15 protein-coding genes are annotated in these 16,428 nt (G+C 34.6%); 6 read left to right on the forward strand and 9 right to left on the reverse strand.

The genetic code is table 11. The annotated features are described in order from the left end of the window. Window positions 1–159: 159 nt before the first annotated feature. A complete protein-coding gene (locus tag EA412_04250) occupies window positions 160–690 on the reverse strand; it encodes a hypothetical protein (GenBank protein ID TVR80713.1) in 531 nt (176 codons plus the stop codon). 465 nt (window positions 691–1,155) lie between these two features. On the opposite strand from EA412_04250, the gene EA412_04255 reads away from it, so the two are divergent. Together EA412_04255 and EA412_04260 are read left to right on the forward strand one after the other, a co-directional pair. Next, the gene (locus tag EA412_04255; protein ID TVR80714.1) at window positions 1,156–1,365 is read left to right on the forward strand and encodes a DUF4372 domain-containing protein; all 210 of its coding nucleotides are present in this window, start codon (window positions 1,156–1,158) and stop codon (window positions 1,363–1,365) included. Further along, entirely contained in the window at window positions 1,353–2,375 is a 1,023-nt protein-coding gene (locus EA412_04260; GenBank protein TVR80715.1) for an IS4 family transposase, read from the forward strand. Before EA412_04255 ends, EA412_04260 begins: the two co-directional genes overlap by 13 nt. 125 nt (window positions 2,376–2,500) lie before the next feature. On the opposite strand, the gene EA412_04265 is transcribed toward EA412_04260, so the two are convergent. The 5 genes from EA412_04265 to EA412_04285 form a co-directional block, all read right to left on the reverse strand. Continuing rightward, entirely contained in the window at window positions 2,501–3,007 is a 507-nt protein-coding gene (locus tag EA412_04265) for a hypothetical protein (protein TVR80716.1), read from the reverse strand. A 243-nt stretch (window positions 3,008–3,250) separates the two neighbouring features. Then, complete coding sequence (locus tag EA412_04270; protein TVR80717.1) at window positions 3,251–3,619, reverse strand: LapA family protein; 369 nt, start codon at window positions 3,617–3,619, stop codon at window positions 3,251–3,253. A gap of 4 nt (window positions 3,620–3,623) precedes the next feature. Continuing rightward, a complete protein-coding gene (locus tag EA412_04275; GenBank protein ID TVR80718.1) occupies window positions 3,624–4,322 on the reverse strand; it encodes a hypothetical protein in 699 nt (232 codons plus the stop codon). Window positions 4,323–4,328: 6 nt separating this feature from the next. Continuing rightward, on the reverse strand, window positions 4,329–5,348 hold the full coding sequence (locus tag EA412_04280) for a threonine aldolase (protein ID TVR80719.1): 1,020 nt from the start codon (window positions 5,346–5,348) through the stop codon (window positions 4,329–4,331). Continuing rightward, entirely contained in the window at window positions 5,345–5,965 is a 621-nt protein-coding gene (locus EA412_04285) for a rhomboid family intramembrane serine protease (GenBank protein ID TVR80720.1), read from the reverse strand. The genes EA412_04280 and EA412_04285 overlap by 4 nt, the downstream gene beginning before the upstream one ends. Window positions 5,966–6,156: 191 nt before the next feature. Between EA412_04285 and EA412_04290 the strand changes: the two genes are divergently transcribed. Further along, complete coding sequence (locus tag EA412_04290; GenBank protein ID TVR80721.1) at window positions 6,157–6,843, forward strand: TetR/AcrR family transcriptional regulator; 687 nt, start codon at window positions 6,157–6,159, stop codon at window positions 6,841–6,843. 3 nt (window positions 6,844–6,846) lie between these two features. After that, on the forward strand, window positions 6,847–8,190 hold the full coding sequence (locus EA412_04295; protein TVR80722.1) for an AarF/ABC1/UbiB kinase family protein: 1,344 nt from the start codon (window positions 6,847–6,849) through the stop codon (window positions 8,188–8,190). 84 nt (window positions 8,191–8,274) lie between these two features. On the opposite strand, the gene EA412_04300 is transcribed toward EA412_04295, so the two are convergent. Both EA412_04300 and EA412_04305 read right to left on the reverse strand, forming a co-directional pair. Beyond that, window positions 8,275–8,679 (reverse strand): EVE domain-containing protein, encoded by a 405-nt coding sequence (locus EA412_04300; GenBank protein TVR80723.1) that lies wholly within the window; start codon window positions 8,677–8,679, stop codon window positions 8,275–8,277. Between the two features lie 173 nt (window positions 8,680–8,852). After that, a complete protein-coding gene (locus tag EA412_04305) occupies window positions 8,853–11,153 on the reverse strand; it encodes a 30S ribosomal protein S1 (GenBank protein TVR80724.1) in 2,301 nt (766 codons plus the stop codon). Between the two features lie 281 nt (window positions 11,154–11,434). On the opposite strand from EA412_04305, the gene EA412_04310 reads away from it, so the two are divergent. Both EA412_04310 and EA412_04315 read left to right on the forward strand, forming a co-directional pair. Beyond that, window positions 11,435–14,233, forward strand: coding sequence for a TonB-dependent receptor (locus tag EA412_04310; GenBank protein TVR80725.1), 2,799 nt, complete (start codon window positions 11,435–11,437; stop codon window positions 14,231–14,233). 299 nt (window positions 14,234–14,532) lie between these two features. After that, window positions 14,533–16,065 (forward strand): T9SS C-terminal target domain-containing protein, encoded by a 1,533-nt coding sequence (locus EA412_04315; GenBank protein TVR80726.1) that lies wholly within the window; start codon window positions 14,533–14,535, stop codon window positions 16,063–16,065. Between the two features lie 60 nt (window positions 16,066–16,125). Here EA412_04315 and EA412_04320 read toward each other — a convergent pair whose 3' ends face one another. Then, on the reverse strand, window positions 16,126–16,386 hold the full coding sequence (locus EA412_04320) for a NifU family protein (GenBank protein ID TVR80727.1): 261 nt from the start codon (window positions 16,384–16,386) through the stop codon (window positions 16,126–16,128). Window positions 16,387–16,428 lie beyond the last annotated feature (42 nt).

The raw sequence follows: 16,428 nt of genomic DNA on the forward strand, positions 1-16,428 counted from the left end.
AAAGGATATATTGATATTGAATTATTAGAGTAGTTTTTTGAACAAATATTTTAAATGAATTAAATTTACATGTTTGTTGATGAGATAGAGTTGTATTTATACAAAGAAGCCGTATCACAACGGTGAAGACTTATTTCAGCCGGAAGCTATTCAACAAATTCACTCGCTGGAGCGAGAGCGGTAAAACCTTCTTTTTGAAATACTTACAACTTTATCTTTCACTAATTTTTCAGAAAAGGTGAATTCTATCTCATAATCCGGAAAGGTTTCTTCTACTGTAGATTGCTTTAAGGGAAATATGTAAGTTTTATAACTATGTCTTTCATCAAAGTAATAAGCATTCCCTACGTTAAATTTAACGAGATCCCTGGGAGGTCGTTCGTATTTTTGCATAACAGGGATGATTCTATACAATAAAGCCATGCTTTCTTCCCTGTTTATTTCATGGAAAACATCTTTGCCAAAAAAATCTAGTGTCCCTTCAATATTTCCATTCTTTAAACTGTCGAGTATATTACATGCAACTAAATATTCAGATTCTGAAAATTTCATATCTTCAGCAGACAATTCAGGTATATCAAAGTTTATTTCAAAATTCTTTTCCTTGTCAGTGGAGGAATTATTAAAATCACAAGAAGAAATTAAGGTTATTGATAGTAATGATATAAGTTGAAAAATTTTAGTTGTCATTCTTTAAAATCTATTAAGCTTGATAAACTAAAAAATGTGATTTTACAGTGAAACAGTAAACCCATTTTTCCAGATAGCAATATATTAAAAGTTAAGTTTAGTAAACTTTTTAAACATCTAACAAAACTAATAAAAAATTAAATGAAAAGTGATTTTTAGGCTCATCTCTGTCGCAGGCGTCCGCCTGTGACACATACGATTATGCAGGCAGAAAAGGAAAAATTGAATTGTTAGAGTAGTTTTTTGAACAATTATTTTAAAAAGAATTAGATTTACATGTTTGTTGATGACTTGGAATATTTTTTATACAAAATAGTCGTATCAGAAGCGGACGCTTGCGATAGATGAGAGACAATCTTCCAAAATTAAAATTTGTTTTTAATCATTACTGACCGAGAAAAATAGGGACGATGGTTTAACATCGCCCCTTGGTTCATATTTTTGTGTCACCACAACATAAAAAATATGAGCAGTAAAGATAACACAAAGCATTTAGTCGGTCAGCCGGTTTTCAAACAAATTCTAAATCTTATTCCACGCAATAAATTTGACCAATTAGTCAACAAGCATAGCTCCGACCGCTATTACAAGACCTTTGATTCTTGGACGCACCTCACTACAATGCTCTTTGGCATATTGAGCCGTGAGAAGTTTGCGATGGAATGCGCGCATTAGGCGGAAAGCTAAATTACCTTGGTCTTGATTCTTCTCCCGCGAAAAGCACAGCAGGAGATGGCCTTAGAGATCGCAATAATGAGTTTTTCAAGGAGGTTTATTTTATGCTCCTGAAGCATTTTGAGCCTGTTTTGTCGGTCAGCCGAAAAGAAAAAATCAGTTTTGAGAAGTTTTATGCCTTTGACTCTACCACAATTTCGTTGTTTTCGGATGTAATGAAAGGTCTTGGCCGTAATCCAAAAGGTGACGGAAAGAAAAAAGGAGGCTTAAAAGTTCATATGCTGACCGATGTACATGCCGACTCAGCTGTCTTTGCCAAAATTAGTGAAGCAAAAATGCACGACAAAAAATTCCTCAAACATCTAAACCCAATCAAAGGCAGTATGCTGGTGTTTGACAAGGCTTACAACTATTACAAACAGTTTGCCGACTGGTCAGACGAGAACGTTAACTTTGTCTGCCGATTAAAAGATAATGCAAAAGCAATTGTTCAACAGGTACTTTTTGATCACCCTATAAAAAAAGATGAACATGGCGTTTATCGAGTAGAACACATTCATCTGAATTACAAAGACAATAAGCAGGAAAAGACGCTTTGTCTTAGGCTGGTTTATTATCGTGATGAAATGGGGCGTAATTATAAGTTCATCACTAACAACTGGGAGATATCGCCGCAAGAGGTGGCATTGATTTACAAACATCGTTGGTCTATAGAGACAACTTTCAAAAAATTAAAGCAGAACTTTCAGCTTCGTTATTTCTATTCGGATACCGAAAATGGAATCAAAACTCAAGTTTGGTGTACACTAATCGCTCATCTACTGCTTAATGTTATCAGGGGTATATCAAAAAGCAAAAAGGCCTTTTCAACAGTGGCTGCATTAATCAGAATGCATCTCATTAGTCATTTGGATATGAATTGGTTGTCAACAGAGGGGCGGCGTGCATACAAGAGAAGGAAGAAGAAGCGAAACAAAGATCCAATTAACATACAATTATCTGTTTTTTGAGGGGGTGGGTTTAGAAATATGACAATCTAATACTATCATATTATTGATTTACAGTTGTTTGTAGTAAATATGTCTGGCAAAAATGTTTTTTGTCGGTTATTAGTGGTTTTTAATATTAAAAATTCTTAACTTATATTGTAATTTGCATTCCAATTCCTTATTATTTTTCTAAGAAGTAAGACGTGATGATTTTCTAAAAATAATTCAAAATTATATTCAACATCAAAAGATTTAAAATATAATTTATTACCAAGTCCAGAATCTAAAGTCAGTGGCAGTATTCTTACTCTTCCTTTGTAACCCTCATACTCAAATTTAATTTCTTTTAGTTCATTGACATTAAAAGTAATTGTATTTTCATCGGAAATAAACTGGATTTTGTTATCTTTAAAAATTATATGACCAATAATTTTGAATGGGTTTTTTATCATGAATCCCCAAACCACAAGTAAAATTATAATGAAAATAGATAATTTTCCCAACATATTCTTTTGGTCATCAATAAAAATGAAAGACAAAAGAAGTACTATCAAAGTTGTCCAAAAGCTATAATTGAATAATCTTACAGCTAATGGTCTTTCCTTCTCCACTACCGGAATTTTAACAAATTCTATATCATTGGATTGACTCATTTATCAAAAGCCATTTAATTTTAAAATTCTGGATAACATTATCAAAAAGGGAAAAAAGATGTTTTTTAGTATCCGGAGTTCATCCCCCACTCCCACCCCATCTCAAAAAAAACAACTGTCCGTATTATTTCCTGCAAACATGGGTATATAGTTAGCTTATTGAAAATCTTGAAGATTAAATTTATTCCGACGCAAGAAACTATACCGGAATATTGCAAATATTAATCAAATATAAAAATGCTATTAATACTTATAAGCAGATCCGCGATTATTGTCATCTTTTTTGTTAGTATCTGATTGCTGATTAGATACGCCACTTTTAGATTGTGCCATCCTCAAGTCTTTAATTAATTTGTCCCTGGCTTTTATTTCCCTTTCTATTTGTCTGTTAGAAAAGAAAGACTTTATTTGTCCGTAAATAAATCCAAATAAAAACATAGCCAAAAGTATAATTATTAAGGGGAATTCAAACCTCCAAAACAACAATTTCACTTCTGCCGGATCCGTATTTTGGACGGTAATTATAATTATCAATACTAATAAAACTAATCCGCCGATTAAGTAAATATTTTCCTTACGGCGATTTCTTTCCGGTTTAACTTCTTCTTTCATAATACTATTTTTTTATACTTTCTTTTTTACGTTCCATTTCGCTCAGAGCATTCTGCTGAGTATTCACTTGTTGTTCTAAAGTAGTGATTTCAGATCTTCCCTGCTTTATTTGCTCCTCTAAAGCTTTGTTCTCTTTTTGCAATTTCTCAATATCACTTTTATTCTTATTAAAGTTTCGTTCTGCTCTTTCTGTATTACTGACCAGTCGGCTTAAATCTCTCTCTACCCGCTTCAAATCTCTTTCATTGCTTCTTATTAAGTCGCGATAATATGAGCTGAGATACCCACTTAAAAAATTATCTAACTGCTTTTTAAGCCAATCAAATTCATTTTGATACTGGCTGTCACCAAAATAAATATCATAGCCAAAAGCAGCAAAAACGTACATTCGTGTTTTACCGTCTTCTCTTTTTGTCTCCGTATATAAATCAAAATTTCTATTATTTAAAGCTTCAATGGATACATTTTCAGCACTTTGGCTTCCTCTGCGTCCTCTCAGTCTCACTCTGTATTCGCTTCTCCAATAGCTGGCCCATTCACTTGTAATCTCTCTTACATCCGGATCAACTGTAACCACTATAGCAGGTCGCTGCTTATCATTGTGCATGTAAGTTGTTTCTCTAATAAGATAGGCGCCTTGCGCTGAGGCAGTTGTTGCTGTTAACATTAACAGGCAAACAATTATTGGTACTAATATTTTCATTTCTATTTAGTTTTTTAATTTATTAAAGAATTTACAAACGTTTTCAATCATTTCAGAATCAATATTTAAGTGCGTGACCATTCTAAAAGAATCGGAGCCGAATTTAGAAACAAATATACCATTATTACTTAAATTATTAATGAAATTATCAATATCGACAGATTCAATTAATCTTGCAATTACAATATTGGTCTCTACCGGAAGAATACTTTTTATATAACTGCAATTCTCAAGGCTTCGCTCAAGAGTTTTTGCATGCTGGTGATCTTCTTCCAATCTGTCTGTTTGATGTCTGATGGCAAACATTGCCCCTGCTGCCAGTATTCCGGCTTGTCTCATACCTCCACCCATAGCTTTTCGTATCTTTCGGGCTCTTTGTATATGTTCTTCAGTTCCTAATAACATAGAGCCCACCGGAGCACCTAAGCCTTTTGAAAAACAAATAGAAATAGTATCCGGATATTTTCCATATTCGGCAGGAGAAACTTTTTTTGCAACTATTGCATTCCAAATCCTGGCACCGTCCATATGCAGATACAACTGATTATCAAGGCAAAAGTTTTTAATTTTCTTAATTTCTTCAATTTTATAACACCCGCCGCCACCTTTATTTGATGTATTTTCTATACAAACCAATCGGCTTTCAGGCAGCCAGTCAGCTTTTGGCTGTATAGCATTTTTCAAATCTTCAGCTTTAAAAAGTCCATTTTCACCTTTAATCAATTTAATTGACAAGCCGCTATGATAGGCATATCCCCCATTTTCATAATTATAAATATGGGAAAGCTCATCGCAAATAATTTCGTCCATCGGACGGGTTAAAACTTTTAGAGCAATTTGATTTGACATGGTTCCGGAGGGCACAAATAATCCGGCTTCTTTTCCGAACATGTCGGCACAATACTCCTCCAGCTCATTTACCGTTGGGTCTTCACGAAATACATCATCTCCTGTTTTTGCCGTTAACATTGCCTGCAACATCCCCTTGCCGGGTTGGGTTACGGTATCGCTTCTCAAATCTATCATTTAATGATTTGGTTTATTTGGGTTAAAAAACTGTAAAGTACTTCTATGCTGATAATTACCGGAAAGATAAAGCCATAAAGAGCTCCCGTAAAGTGAGCGCTATGCGCAATATTATCACTTCCGTATTTAGACATATATGCAGAATATAGTAAAAAAAGCACCCCCAGCAAAACAGAGGGCAGCGTTATCGGAAGTAAAATAATTCCTATTGAACCGGTTGGCTGAAACATGATAAATGAAAAAACAATAGCAGAAACAGCTCCGGATGCTCCCAGACTGGCATATTCGGGATTATTTCTATTTTTTATGTATAAAGGTATTTCAGAAATGATGATAGCTGTGAGATACATAATTACAAAATACAAACCGGAAAATTTACCGAAAAAAAGTTTGAAATTTGTTTCCACTGCATGGCCAAAGACATACAAAACGTACACATTCAAAATTAAATGAAGCCAATTCGCATGGATAAATCCGGAGGTTAGAAATCGGTAATAAGATTTTTCCTTTTTAATTAAAACAGGCATAAATACAGCCCATTCAAAAATCTTTTTCGAACGAAAGGAAATAATTGAAAACACTAAGGTAATCAGCACAATCACCTCCGTATATGTCATAAATTGCTTTTAAAATGAACCATAAAGTAAATGATGAAAATAAAGCATTTCATTCAATCCCCGAAATTAAATACTTAATTAAACCTGAATTTATCCACTTAATCATAGTTTGAATGAACAGACTTATGAAATAATCAAAATTATTAAACTAAAGAAGCAGATAAACTGTTTAAGAGGCAAACATTATAATTATGCCTGCAAAAGCAAAAAAAGAAACGAAGGTAAATTTAAAAGACAAAATCAGTTCTTATTACATAGAATATACCTTGGAGCATGAAGCCAGCCCAAAGTCCGTATTTAAATTCTGTAAACACTTAAAAATTTCAGAAAAGGATTTCTACGCACTCTTCCCCAATTTTGATTCAGTAGAAAAGTTTATTTGGAAAAATTTTACAGATCAGGCCATTCAAAATGCTGAAAATCAAGAAATTTATAAAAATTATTCTTTTAATGAAAAGTATCTGTTATTCTGCTTTTCTCAGCTTGAAGTCTGGATGGATAACAGAAGTTTTATACTTTTTAAACTCAGTAAACTTTCAAAGTCAACCGTTATTCCTTCATACTTAAATAGTGCAGCAGAAACTGTAAAAGAATTTGGTGAGAATTTGATAAATGAAGGTTTATCAGAAAATCTTTTAAGTGAAAGACCTTTACTAACATCCAAATATCCGGATGTTTTATGGTATCAATATTTAACGATGCTTCAGTTTTGGATCAGAGATGAAAGTCATGAACAAACAGATACTGACGCCTATGTAGAAAAGTCTGTAAAGTTGGCTTTTGATGTAATGGCTCCCGGTGCTGTCGATTCAACAATTGATTTTTTCCGTTTTATGTTTCGAAAAAAGTCTAACTTTTTTTCCTCTTTCTCATCATAATTCATATCCAATAAAATGAAAGAAAAAGATAATATTCCGGTCAGTAAAGTCCAGCGGACGACCGGTTTCCTCAAAGCAGGTGCTAAAGTAGGCAGAAATTATTTATCACACTACACCAAAAAAGCATTTGGCGGGAAGGCTGACAAAAGCGATTTAAACAGCCGAAATGCTGAAGACATATATGCTTCCCTGGCAGAATTGAAAGGTACCGCCTTGAAAGTTGCTCAGGTTGCCAGTATGGATAAAAATATTTTACCACAGGAGTTTACGAAAAAGTTTATGGAGGCTCAATATCAGGCGCCTCCCCTTTCTGCTCCATTGGTAAGAAGAACCTTTAAAAAAGTTAGCGGAAAAAATCCGGAGGATATTTTTGATAGTTTTTCTCCTGAATCAGTTCACGCTGCCTCTATCGGACAAGTTCATAAAGCGGCCCTGAATAATAAAGAGTTAGCTGTTAAAATTCAATATCCCGGTGTAGCTGAAAGTGTGGAGTCGGACCTTCAGGTAATTAAACCTATAGCTTACCGGATTTTTGGAATCAAAGGCAAGCAAGCTGAGGATTTCTTTGAAGAAGTAAAAAACAGAATGCTCGAAGAAACAGACTACCTGCAGGAAATGAAACAGGGAATTGAATTAGGGAATTTTTGCAAACACCTGCCGGGAATGGAATTTCCAAGCTATTATAAAGATGTTTCTTCTTCTAAGATATTGGTCATGGACTGGATGAACGGAAAACCTCTAAAGCTCATCTTAGACGAGGTCGAAAATCTACCACAAATTACCAGAAATTCAATTGGACAAAGACTTTGGGATTTCTTTGAGTTTCAGATACATGTTTTGAAAAAATTTCATGCAGATCCACATCCCGGAAATTTCTTGATAAAAGATGATTTTACCATACAGGTTATAGATTTCGGTTGCGTAAAAAATATAAGCGAAGAGTTTTACACAAATTTCTTCAGTTTGCTAAAAGATGACGTTATGCATGATGATCATGTATTTGATTACTATGCTTATAAACTTCAAATGCTGTATGAAGAAGATACACCCAAAGAGCTATTTTTCTTTAGAAACAGCTTAAAAGAAGCCATTAGAATTTTATCAAAGCCTTTTAAAACCGAACATTTTGATTTTGGTGAGGACAGCTTTTTAGATGAGCTCTCTGACTTTGGATTGCGTATGTCTAAAACTCCGGAGGTTTATAAAAATAAACGCGCCAGAGGGCCGGCAGATGCCTTGTATGTAAACAGAACCTACTTCGGCTTATTTACTATACTGAGTAAGCTAAAAGCAAATATCAAAACTGAAAATAAATGGGTAAAAGAAATAAATACCCAATATGGTTGATAGTTGGCTTTTATAAAATCAGCCATCGATAAAAAGAATCAAAACAAATTAAGCGGCTACTGCTCGCAATAGCCGCTTAATTTGTTATCTGCTCAACTCCAATATTACGTCAAACTCTTCAGCTTTCAGTGGCATAACGCTTAAACGGCTTTGTCTTACAAGGGCAATTTCATCCAAACGCTCATCTTTTTTAACCATCTCAAGGCTGACAGGATTTTTTAATTTTTCCTTTGCTTTAATGTCAACGGCTACCCAGCGATCATCTTTGGTTGTTGGGTCCTGATATGCTTCTTTTACTACTTCCGAAACACCGACAACCTGCTTTTCTTTAACACTATGGTAAAAAAGTACCATGTCACCTTTTTTCATTTCTTTCAAATTATTTCTGGCCTGGTAGTTTCTCACACCATCCCAAAAAGTTTTTTTATCCTTTACCAAATCATCCCAAGAGTAAGTTCCCGGTTCAGATTTTACCAACCAATAGTTCATAATTTATCTTTTAATTTTTCAATGCAAGTATATAACAAAATAAAAAAAGTTTGCAGCCCGAAGCGCAGTTTATTTTAAAAAATGACAATCGATGCCTCAAGCAACTCTATAAATAAAAAAACGGTTGTCTGAAAATTCAAACAACCGTTTTTACTTAATAAAGAATTTAAAAATTACTTAGACTCGTCTGAATCAGTGTCTTTTTCTTTTTTATCTTCTTTTTTTTCAGCTTTCGAATCAGCCTTTTTTTCTGCTTCAGAATCAGATGTTTTCTCAGCATCGTCGTCTGCTTCCTTTTCTTCAGCATCTGCCGCTTTCGCTTTTTTCTTGGCAGCTGTTTCAAGCTTAGATTTTGCAGCTTCTTTGCTTTGAGTATCCATCTTTTCCTTAAGTTCATTCAATGCTTCAAGATCACCTAAAGTAGACTTTTCAGTCTGCTTGTTCATTTTTTGAACCTTTTGTTTGGTGACTTTTTGCTCTTTTTGAACTTCCACTTCTTTTTGCTTCATCTCTTCATTTTTCTGTTCGCCCCAGAATTTTGAATGAGAAACTAAAATCCGCTTATTGTTTCTGTCAAATTCAAGAATAACAAAGTTTAGCACTTCTTCATCAGCCGGTGTGGTTCCATCTTCTTTTTTAAGATGCTTAATCGGGCAGAAGCCTTCTAAACCGTATGGTAATAAGACAATAGCACCTTTATCATCTTTTTTCTGAACAGAACCTTCGTGCATAGAACCTACAGGGAACACTTCTTCAAATGCATCCCATGGATCTTCTTCGATTTGCTTGTGTCCTAAAGATAGTTTTCTGTTTTCTTCATCTATTTCAAGAACTACAATTTCGATCTTATCACCTACTTTAGTTACCTCAGAAGGGTGATTGTAGCGCTTTGTCCATGACAAATCAGAAATATGAACCATACCACCGATACCTTCATCCAATTCAATGAATACTCCGTAAGGTGTGATATTCTTCACTTCTCCGGTATGCTTGGAACCCGGAGGGAATTTCGTATCAACATTCTCCCATGGATCCGGCTTCAGACGCTTAATGCTTAATGACATTTTACGCTCTTCTCTGTCTATTGTCATTACTTTAGCTTCATGAGCATCGCCTAACTTGAAAAACTCTTTTGAGTTTACAGGCTGGTATGACCAGGAAACTTCTGAAATATGGACTAAACCTTCAACACCCGGAATAATTTCAAGGAAAGCTCCGTAGTCTTCTATATTAACTATTTTACCTTTTACGGTTGAGCCAATTTCCAATTCTTTATCTAAAGTATCCCATGGATGGTCTTGTAATTGCTTCAAACCAAGAGAAATTCTTTTCTTCTCATCGTCAAAATCAAGAACAACAACATTAATGGTTTCGTTAAGCTCTAATACTTCGTTCGGGTGGTTAATTCTACCCCAGGAAATATCAGTGATATATAATAGACCATCTACTCCACCTAAATCGATAAAGGCACCAAAATCAGTAAGGTTTTTAACCGTACCTTCAAGTACCTGTCCTTTTTCAAGTGTTGAGATAATCTGAGCTCTTTGCTCTTCTATATCGCTTTCAATAAGTGCTTTGTGAGAAACAACGGCATTTTTAATCGTTTCGTTGATTTTAACAACTTTAAATTCCATTGTCTTACCTACAAAACTATCGTAATCCAAAATAGGCTTCACATCAATTTGTGATCCCGGTAAGAATGTTTCCATTCCTAACACATCAACAATAAGTCCACCTTTTGTTTTACTGATTACTTTTCCTTCAACTACTAATTCTTTTTCATAAGACTCTACTATAGTGTCCCATGCTTTTACAAGTTTCGCATTTTTTCTGGAAAGTAAAAGTTGTCCGCGCTCGTCTTCCTTACGAACAACATATACGTCAACATCAGTTCCAATTTTGATTTCATCTAAATCTCTGAATTCAGATTTTGAAACTAAACCGTCTGATTTGAAACCAATATTAAGAATAACATCATTTTCTGTAACTCCTACTATAGAACCTTTTACAATCTCGTTATCATTGATTTCAACGAGTGTATCGGTATACATATCCTCAAGCTTTTTGAATTCACCTTTGGTGTAATCAAGCTTAGACTCATCTTCAGCATCCCAATCATAATCGTCGTGAGCTACTGCAACTTTCTCTTCAGTAACCTCTGCAGGTTCTTCAGTTTCAGCTTTCTTTTCTTCTGTAGAATCCTCAGCAGAAACAGTTTCTTCAACTTTTTCTTCTTTTGAAGATTCTTCAGCAGCTACCTCTTTTGATGGCTCTTCTGATTTGTCTTCGGTTGGAGTTTCTTCAGTTTCACTTTTTTTCCCTTCACCGGCATCATTTGTTACCGGATCCTCCTTATGAGCCTGCTCTTGCTTCTCATCACTTTTTGGAGATTTCTCTTCGGCAGAAGCAGGGTTTTTGTCTTTGTTAGACTCTTCTTGCTCGAAGTTTTGGTTTTCTAAATTTTTTTCAGTCAATTTTAAATCCTTTTGTTAATAAATAATTATCTTTTGCATCAAAGCAAACAGGCCACAAAAATACATCTTTTTTTAAAAATATAAAATCTCAAACTGCTTTATTTTCAATATTTTCGTGTTTATTTTTGAGTATCAAAATCAATTACTTGGAAAACAGGCACTATATTTGAATTATAAGAAATTGTAAGCTTTTTTTTAAAAAAAATATTTTAACTATTTAAAAATAAAATCCGCACTTTTTAAACGCCTAAAAGAGTCAAGACGACTTGAAATGCAATCATATGAAAAAAAGACACATAATTTCCTTTTTGTTTTCAATCCTGTTTTTTGCAGTATCAAGTAGCTTAAGTGCTCAAAACTCCATACAAATAAAGGGAGAAGTAAATCATTTACTATACAATGAGCAATTAATAGGCGCACATATAATCTTATCGGATAAAGAAAAAGAAACTGTTGTGAAAGCAATGCTTACTGGCGAAAGTGGAAATTTTAACTTTTCTATTGATTCTACCGGGCTTTACAAACTGGAAATTTCTTATCTGGGATTACAAGGTTTTGATACTATACTGGATATCCAAAACTATCAGCAGATTAATTTAGGTCAGATATCGTTGAGTCCAAATCTTGAATTAGGTGAAATAGAAATAGTAGCTGAAGTACAGCCACAAGTCATGCGGGGTGATACTACAGAATTTAATGCTGCTGCTTTTAAATCAGACAGAGACGCTTCTGCCGGTGATTTAATCCGAAAAATGCCGGGAATAGTTATTGAAAACGGAGAAGTGCAGGCACAGGGTGAAAGTGTAAGGAGAGTTTTAGTAGACGGAGAGGAATTTTTTGGAGATGATGCTACTATAGTTTTACAAAATCTGCCGGCTGATATGATTGAAAGAGTTCAGGTTTATGACAGAGAGTCAGATCAGTCGAGATTTACAGGTATTTCTGATGGAAATGAAGAAAAAACGATAAACATTATTACCCGTAAAGACATGAGTACCGGTCAATTTGGACGTGTTTTTGGAGGTTATGGCACCGATAACCATTACATAGCCGGTGGCACAACTAATATTTTTCAGGGGCAAAGAAGAATCTCTTTCATTGGCTTGTCAAATAATATAAATCAGCAAAATTTTGATAGTGAAGACTTGACCGGAGTGGTTTCACCCCAATCTCAAAACCAAAGAGGTGGCCGTGGCGGAAGAGGAGGTAGAGGCAGAGGTGGAGATTCGGGAAATTTCAGAATTGGGCCGACTCCCGGAAACTCAAGAATACATTCATTAGGCGTAAATTATACCGATAGATGGGGAGATAATATCAAAGTTAGTGGCAGTTATTTTGTGAATCATACTAATAATGTAAACAATAGAATAATTAACAGAGACTACCTATTTGGTGAAGGGCAAGGATTAATTTATGATGAAGTTTTTAACTCGGAAAGTGATAATTTAAATCATAGATTCAATAGCCGGATTGAATATACAATTACTGAAAGAAGTTCATTGATTTTTAGTCCGGGTGTAAGCTTTCAAAACTTAAACTCCTCAAGTATTTTACAAAACAGCAGTATGCAAAACAATGAATTGATCAGTGAAAGCGAAAATTTAAGATCTAATCAATTCAATGCGTTAAACATGAATAATTCTTTACTTTTCAGACACAGATTTGAAAAAGAAAGAAGAACGTTTTCATTAAACATCAGTCAGCAGTTTAACAACAGATCCGGTGAAGGAACAACTGATTTTTATAATATTCCCGAAGGAGATTCAGACAGTTTGGTGATTTTAAATCAGGAAAATACCAGCTTTAGCAGAAGACAAACCTATAGTTTTAACTTTGCCTATACAGAGCCGATTACAGAAAGAAGCACATTACAATTTAATTACAGACCCAGATTTTCATTGAATAATTCTGAACAAGAAACTTTTAATATTGAGACAGATGAAACCGTTGCCTTAGATTCAAACTTAACTAACCTTTACGAAAGTGTTTACGAAAGTCATCTCGGTGGTGTGAATTACAGCTTTAATGACTCTTTATGGAATTTTAGTGTGGGCATGAATTATCAGTGGGCTCAATTAAAAGGAGAGCAGCGTTTTCCTCAGTTGGAAAGCGTTAGCCAGGACTTTCAAAGCTTTTTACCTTCGGTTCGTTTCAGATATCGCCTGAGCAGAAATATGAATTTAAATCTAAACTACAGTACCCAAACCAATGAACCCTCAGTTAATCAACTGCAAAATGTAATTGATAACAGCAATACTTTATTGCTTAGCGCAGGAAATCCTTCTTTGGTTCAGAGCTACAGACATAATGTAAATCTTCGTTTCAATAGAAATATGCCTGAAACATCCAGAAGCTTTTTTGTTTTTATGAACTTTAATAAAAGTCAGAATTTTATAGGTAATGAAACTGTTTTTGCAAATGCGGATACCATTGTTGATGGTGATATTTTTCTGCCTGCCGGTGTGCAACTCAGCAGACCTCAAAACCTGGACGGACAAATGAGTTTCAGAATATTTGTTAATTATTCTATGCCGGTAAAATTTTTAAAAAGCAATTTCAGCATAAACTCCGGCCTACAAATCAACAGAACCCCTACCCTGTTTAACGGAAATAGTTTTTTCACAAACAGACAGACATTATCTTCGGGATTTTCATTTTCAAGTAATATCAGCCAACAGCTAGATTTCTTTGTTGGATATAGTGCACAATACAATCTGGTTGATAATAATACACCTAATGCTCTTTCTAACAATTATTTTTCACAAAATACAAGAGCAAATATCAAATGGGTTTCTGACAGTGGATTGAATCTTTCAGCTGAAGTAAACCACCTTTTTTATAATGCCTCTGCCGCAGATTTCACAAATTCCTATCTATTGTTAAATGCCAATATCGGATACCGTTTTGCCAGAAATGGAGCCGCAGAAGTTAAATTAGGGGTATTTGATATTCTCAACAGCAATAACAGTTATCAGAGAACTGCTTCTGAATTGTATGTACAGGAAAGTCAAAACAGTGTGTTAAATCGCTACTTCATGCTTACATTTTCCTACATGTTCAGAAACTTCAGTGCAGCATAGTAGACTTTTATTTGCTGAATCAGATAGACCATACCATAAGAGATAACCATCTCTAAAGCACAACCATTAATTTTAATTCCGGGATTTTCTTTTTTGAATTTCCAATACCACAAAGGGTTTGAGGCATTTTTTTGCTTAAAATAGTAAGCAAGCGCAAAAACTTTTTTGTAAAATACTTGACTTTTGGTAAAATCACTTGTAGTTTACAGTTGTTATCGCGCTTGCAGCTTACTACTTCTCTCCTGTTTTATTTGTACGCTAACTTCTCTCCAAAAGTTACATTACTTAAAACATTTTTTATGAAATTTTTTATTACACTACTCAGCGCAGGTCTTTTAATGTCTCAAACAATGTCTGCAAAGGTCATTTTTGATAAAGTTTATGGCGAAAGTACTTGCTATAATGATGCTTTTGATATACTGGCTCTTGATAACAACCAATTTCTGGTTTCAGGAGCTGATTTTTGCCCACACTCTAATACGGAGAGGCAAACAAATCAATTTGTGATTGACAATGAAGGAGAGATTCTTCATCATTTTCAAAATTCTGACATCAATGGATTAGTAAGAAAAACACCCGACAATCATTTAATTTATGCCGGTGGAAATTCAGCCGGATTGAATTATGACACTGTTGTAATTACCAAAACCGATTTAGTTGGACAGGAAATATGGACTACACCTATTTATTTTAACAGTTGTCTGAATAATGTTTGGGATGTTCAGGTTTTAGATAATAATCAAATCATAGTTGCCGGTACATATACCTTTACCGGATGTACAAACCCACTTTATGACAGTTATGTAAGTCTTTTAGATGAAAATGGAAATATTTTGTGGAACTATCGTCATGAAGGTCCGCTTAATGATCAGCTTTACAGTATCAGACAAACTCCGGATGGCGGTTTTGTTGCAGCCGGCTGGACATCTTCTGTTAGCGGCGGGTTAAATGAAAAACTCCTGATAAAAATCGATGCGAATGGCTCAGAAGAATGGGTGAGAACATTTTCAGGAGATAACAATCACTATTATGCTTACGGGCTGACAATCACTCCGGATGGCAGTATCATTAGCATTGGATATACCGATAAAATAAAAGTAATGAAAACAGATGCTTACGGAATAAGTATCTGGGAAAATACCTATGGCGAAGCTTGTGGCGGAATCTACTTTCAAACACTCCTAACTAAGGACGGCGGGCTGGCATTTCTGGCAAATAAAAACACCGGAAATGGCTGCCGCTCTGTTCTTTTCAAAACAAGCAAAGATGGCGACCTTTACTGGGAAAAAGCCTGGGATGCAAGGTTGAGAAGTGTTATTGAAAAAAATGACGGAAGCTTTATGTTAGCCGGTTCAAAAGACCATTTACCCAATGCCTATGTGGTACATTTTGACTCTCTTAAGTTTCTTTCTACTTATACTTCAGATGATTTGAATGATAAAAACCTAAGTGATAAAAATTTACAAAACGAAAATAATGACAACACATTCACACACATAGATGAATCAAACCTTTCTAATGCAGCATACTATGAAAATAAATTGGATGAGGAAGTGATTTCAAATGTTGAAATGGAAAATGCTGAAAACAATTCATTTCAAATAAGTTTATATCCAATTCCGGCAGAAAGCTATTTACAAGTTGAATTTAATAAAAACATCGCTACAAGTTTAAGTGTCTATAACTTTCAGGGGCAAAGAATTTTTGAACATGATATCAGAAATGTGAGTGAGTTTACCATTAACAGGAATAGCCTCCCTGCCGGTCAGTACCTTTTAATCATAAAAGACAATAAAAACAGATTACACACGGAACGATTTATATTCCGCTAAGATTTACTCTATCAACCATTTTAAAGAAGCCCGGAGAAGAAATTTCCGGGTTTTTTTATGTTACAAATTGGGCTTAGTCATATTTACAGCAACTACTGAATGGATTTCAGGAACGGCTTTTTTGACAGCTTCTTCTATACCTGCCTTCATAGTGAAATAGCTTTGCGGGCAAGTTTCACAGGCACCTACTAATCTAACCTTAAGAATATTTTCTTCGGTAAGTTCTAATACCTCGACATTTCCACCATCTTTTTTAAGATAGGGTCTCATGGTATCTAATGAACGTTCTACACGTTCCAATATGTCTGCATTTTCTACCATTATTTATAATTATTCGTTGAAGTAAGATAATCAAAAAAAACC

This window comes from Chitinophagaceae bacterium (genome assembly GCA_007695095.1).
Classification (GTDB): domain Bacteria; phylum Bacteroidota; class Bacteroidia; order Chitinophagales; family REEL01; genus REEL01.

Bases quoted from the DNA above. Each gene is read 5' to 3' on its own strand.
- EA412_04250 (TVR80713.1), bottom strand. From the start codon at position 690: ATGACAACTAAAATTTTTCAACTTATATCATTACTATCAATAACCTTA.
- EA412_04255 (TVR80714.1), top strand. From the start codon at position 1,156: ATGAGCAGTAAAGATAACACAAAGCATTTAGTCGGTCAGCCGGTTTTC.
- EA412_04260 (TVR80715.1), top strand. From the start codon at position 1,353: ATGCGCGCATTAGGCGGAAAGCTAAATTACCTTGGTCTTGATTCTTCT.
- EA412_04265 (TVR80716.1), bottom strand. From the start codon at position 3,007: ATGAGTCAATCCAATGATATAGAATTTGTTAAAATTCCGGTAGTGGAG.
- EA412_04270 (TVR80717.1), bottom strand. From the start codon at position 3,619: ATGAAAGAAGAAGTTAAACCGGAAAGAAATCGCCGTAAGGAAAATATT.
- EA412_04275 (TVR80718.1), bottom strand. From the start codon at position 4,322: ATGAAAATATTAGTACCAATAATTGTTTGCCTGTTAATGTTAACAGCA.
- EA412_04280 (TVR80719.1), bottom strand. From the start codon at position 5,348: ATGATAGATTTGAGAAGCGATACCGTAACCCAACCCGGCAAGGGGATG.
- EA412_04285 (TVR80720.1), bottom strand. From the start codon at position 5,965: ATGACATATACGGAGGTGATTGTGCTGATTACCTTAGTGTTTTCAATT.
- EA412_04290 (TVR80721.1), top strand. From the start codon at position 6,157: ATGCCTGCAAAAGCAAAAAAAGAAACGAAGGTAAATTTAAAAGACAAA.
- EA412_04300 (TVR80723.1), bottom strand. From the start codon at position 8,679: ATGAACTATTGGTTGGTAAAATCTGAACCGGGAACTTACTCTTGGGAT.
- EA412_04310 (TVR80725.1), top strand. From the start codon at position 11,435: ATGAAAAAAAGACACATAATTTCCTTTTTGTTTTCAATCCTGTTTTTT.
- EA412_04315 (TVR80726.1), top strand. From the start codon at position 14,533: ATGAAATTTTTTATTACACTACTCAGCGCAGGTCTTTTAATGTCTCAA.
- EA412_04320 (TVR80727.1), bottom strand. From the start codon at position 16,386: ATGGTAGAAAATGCAGACATATTGGAACGTGTAGAACGTTCATTAGAT.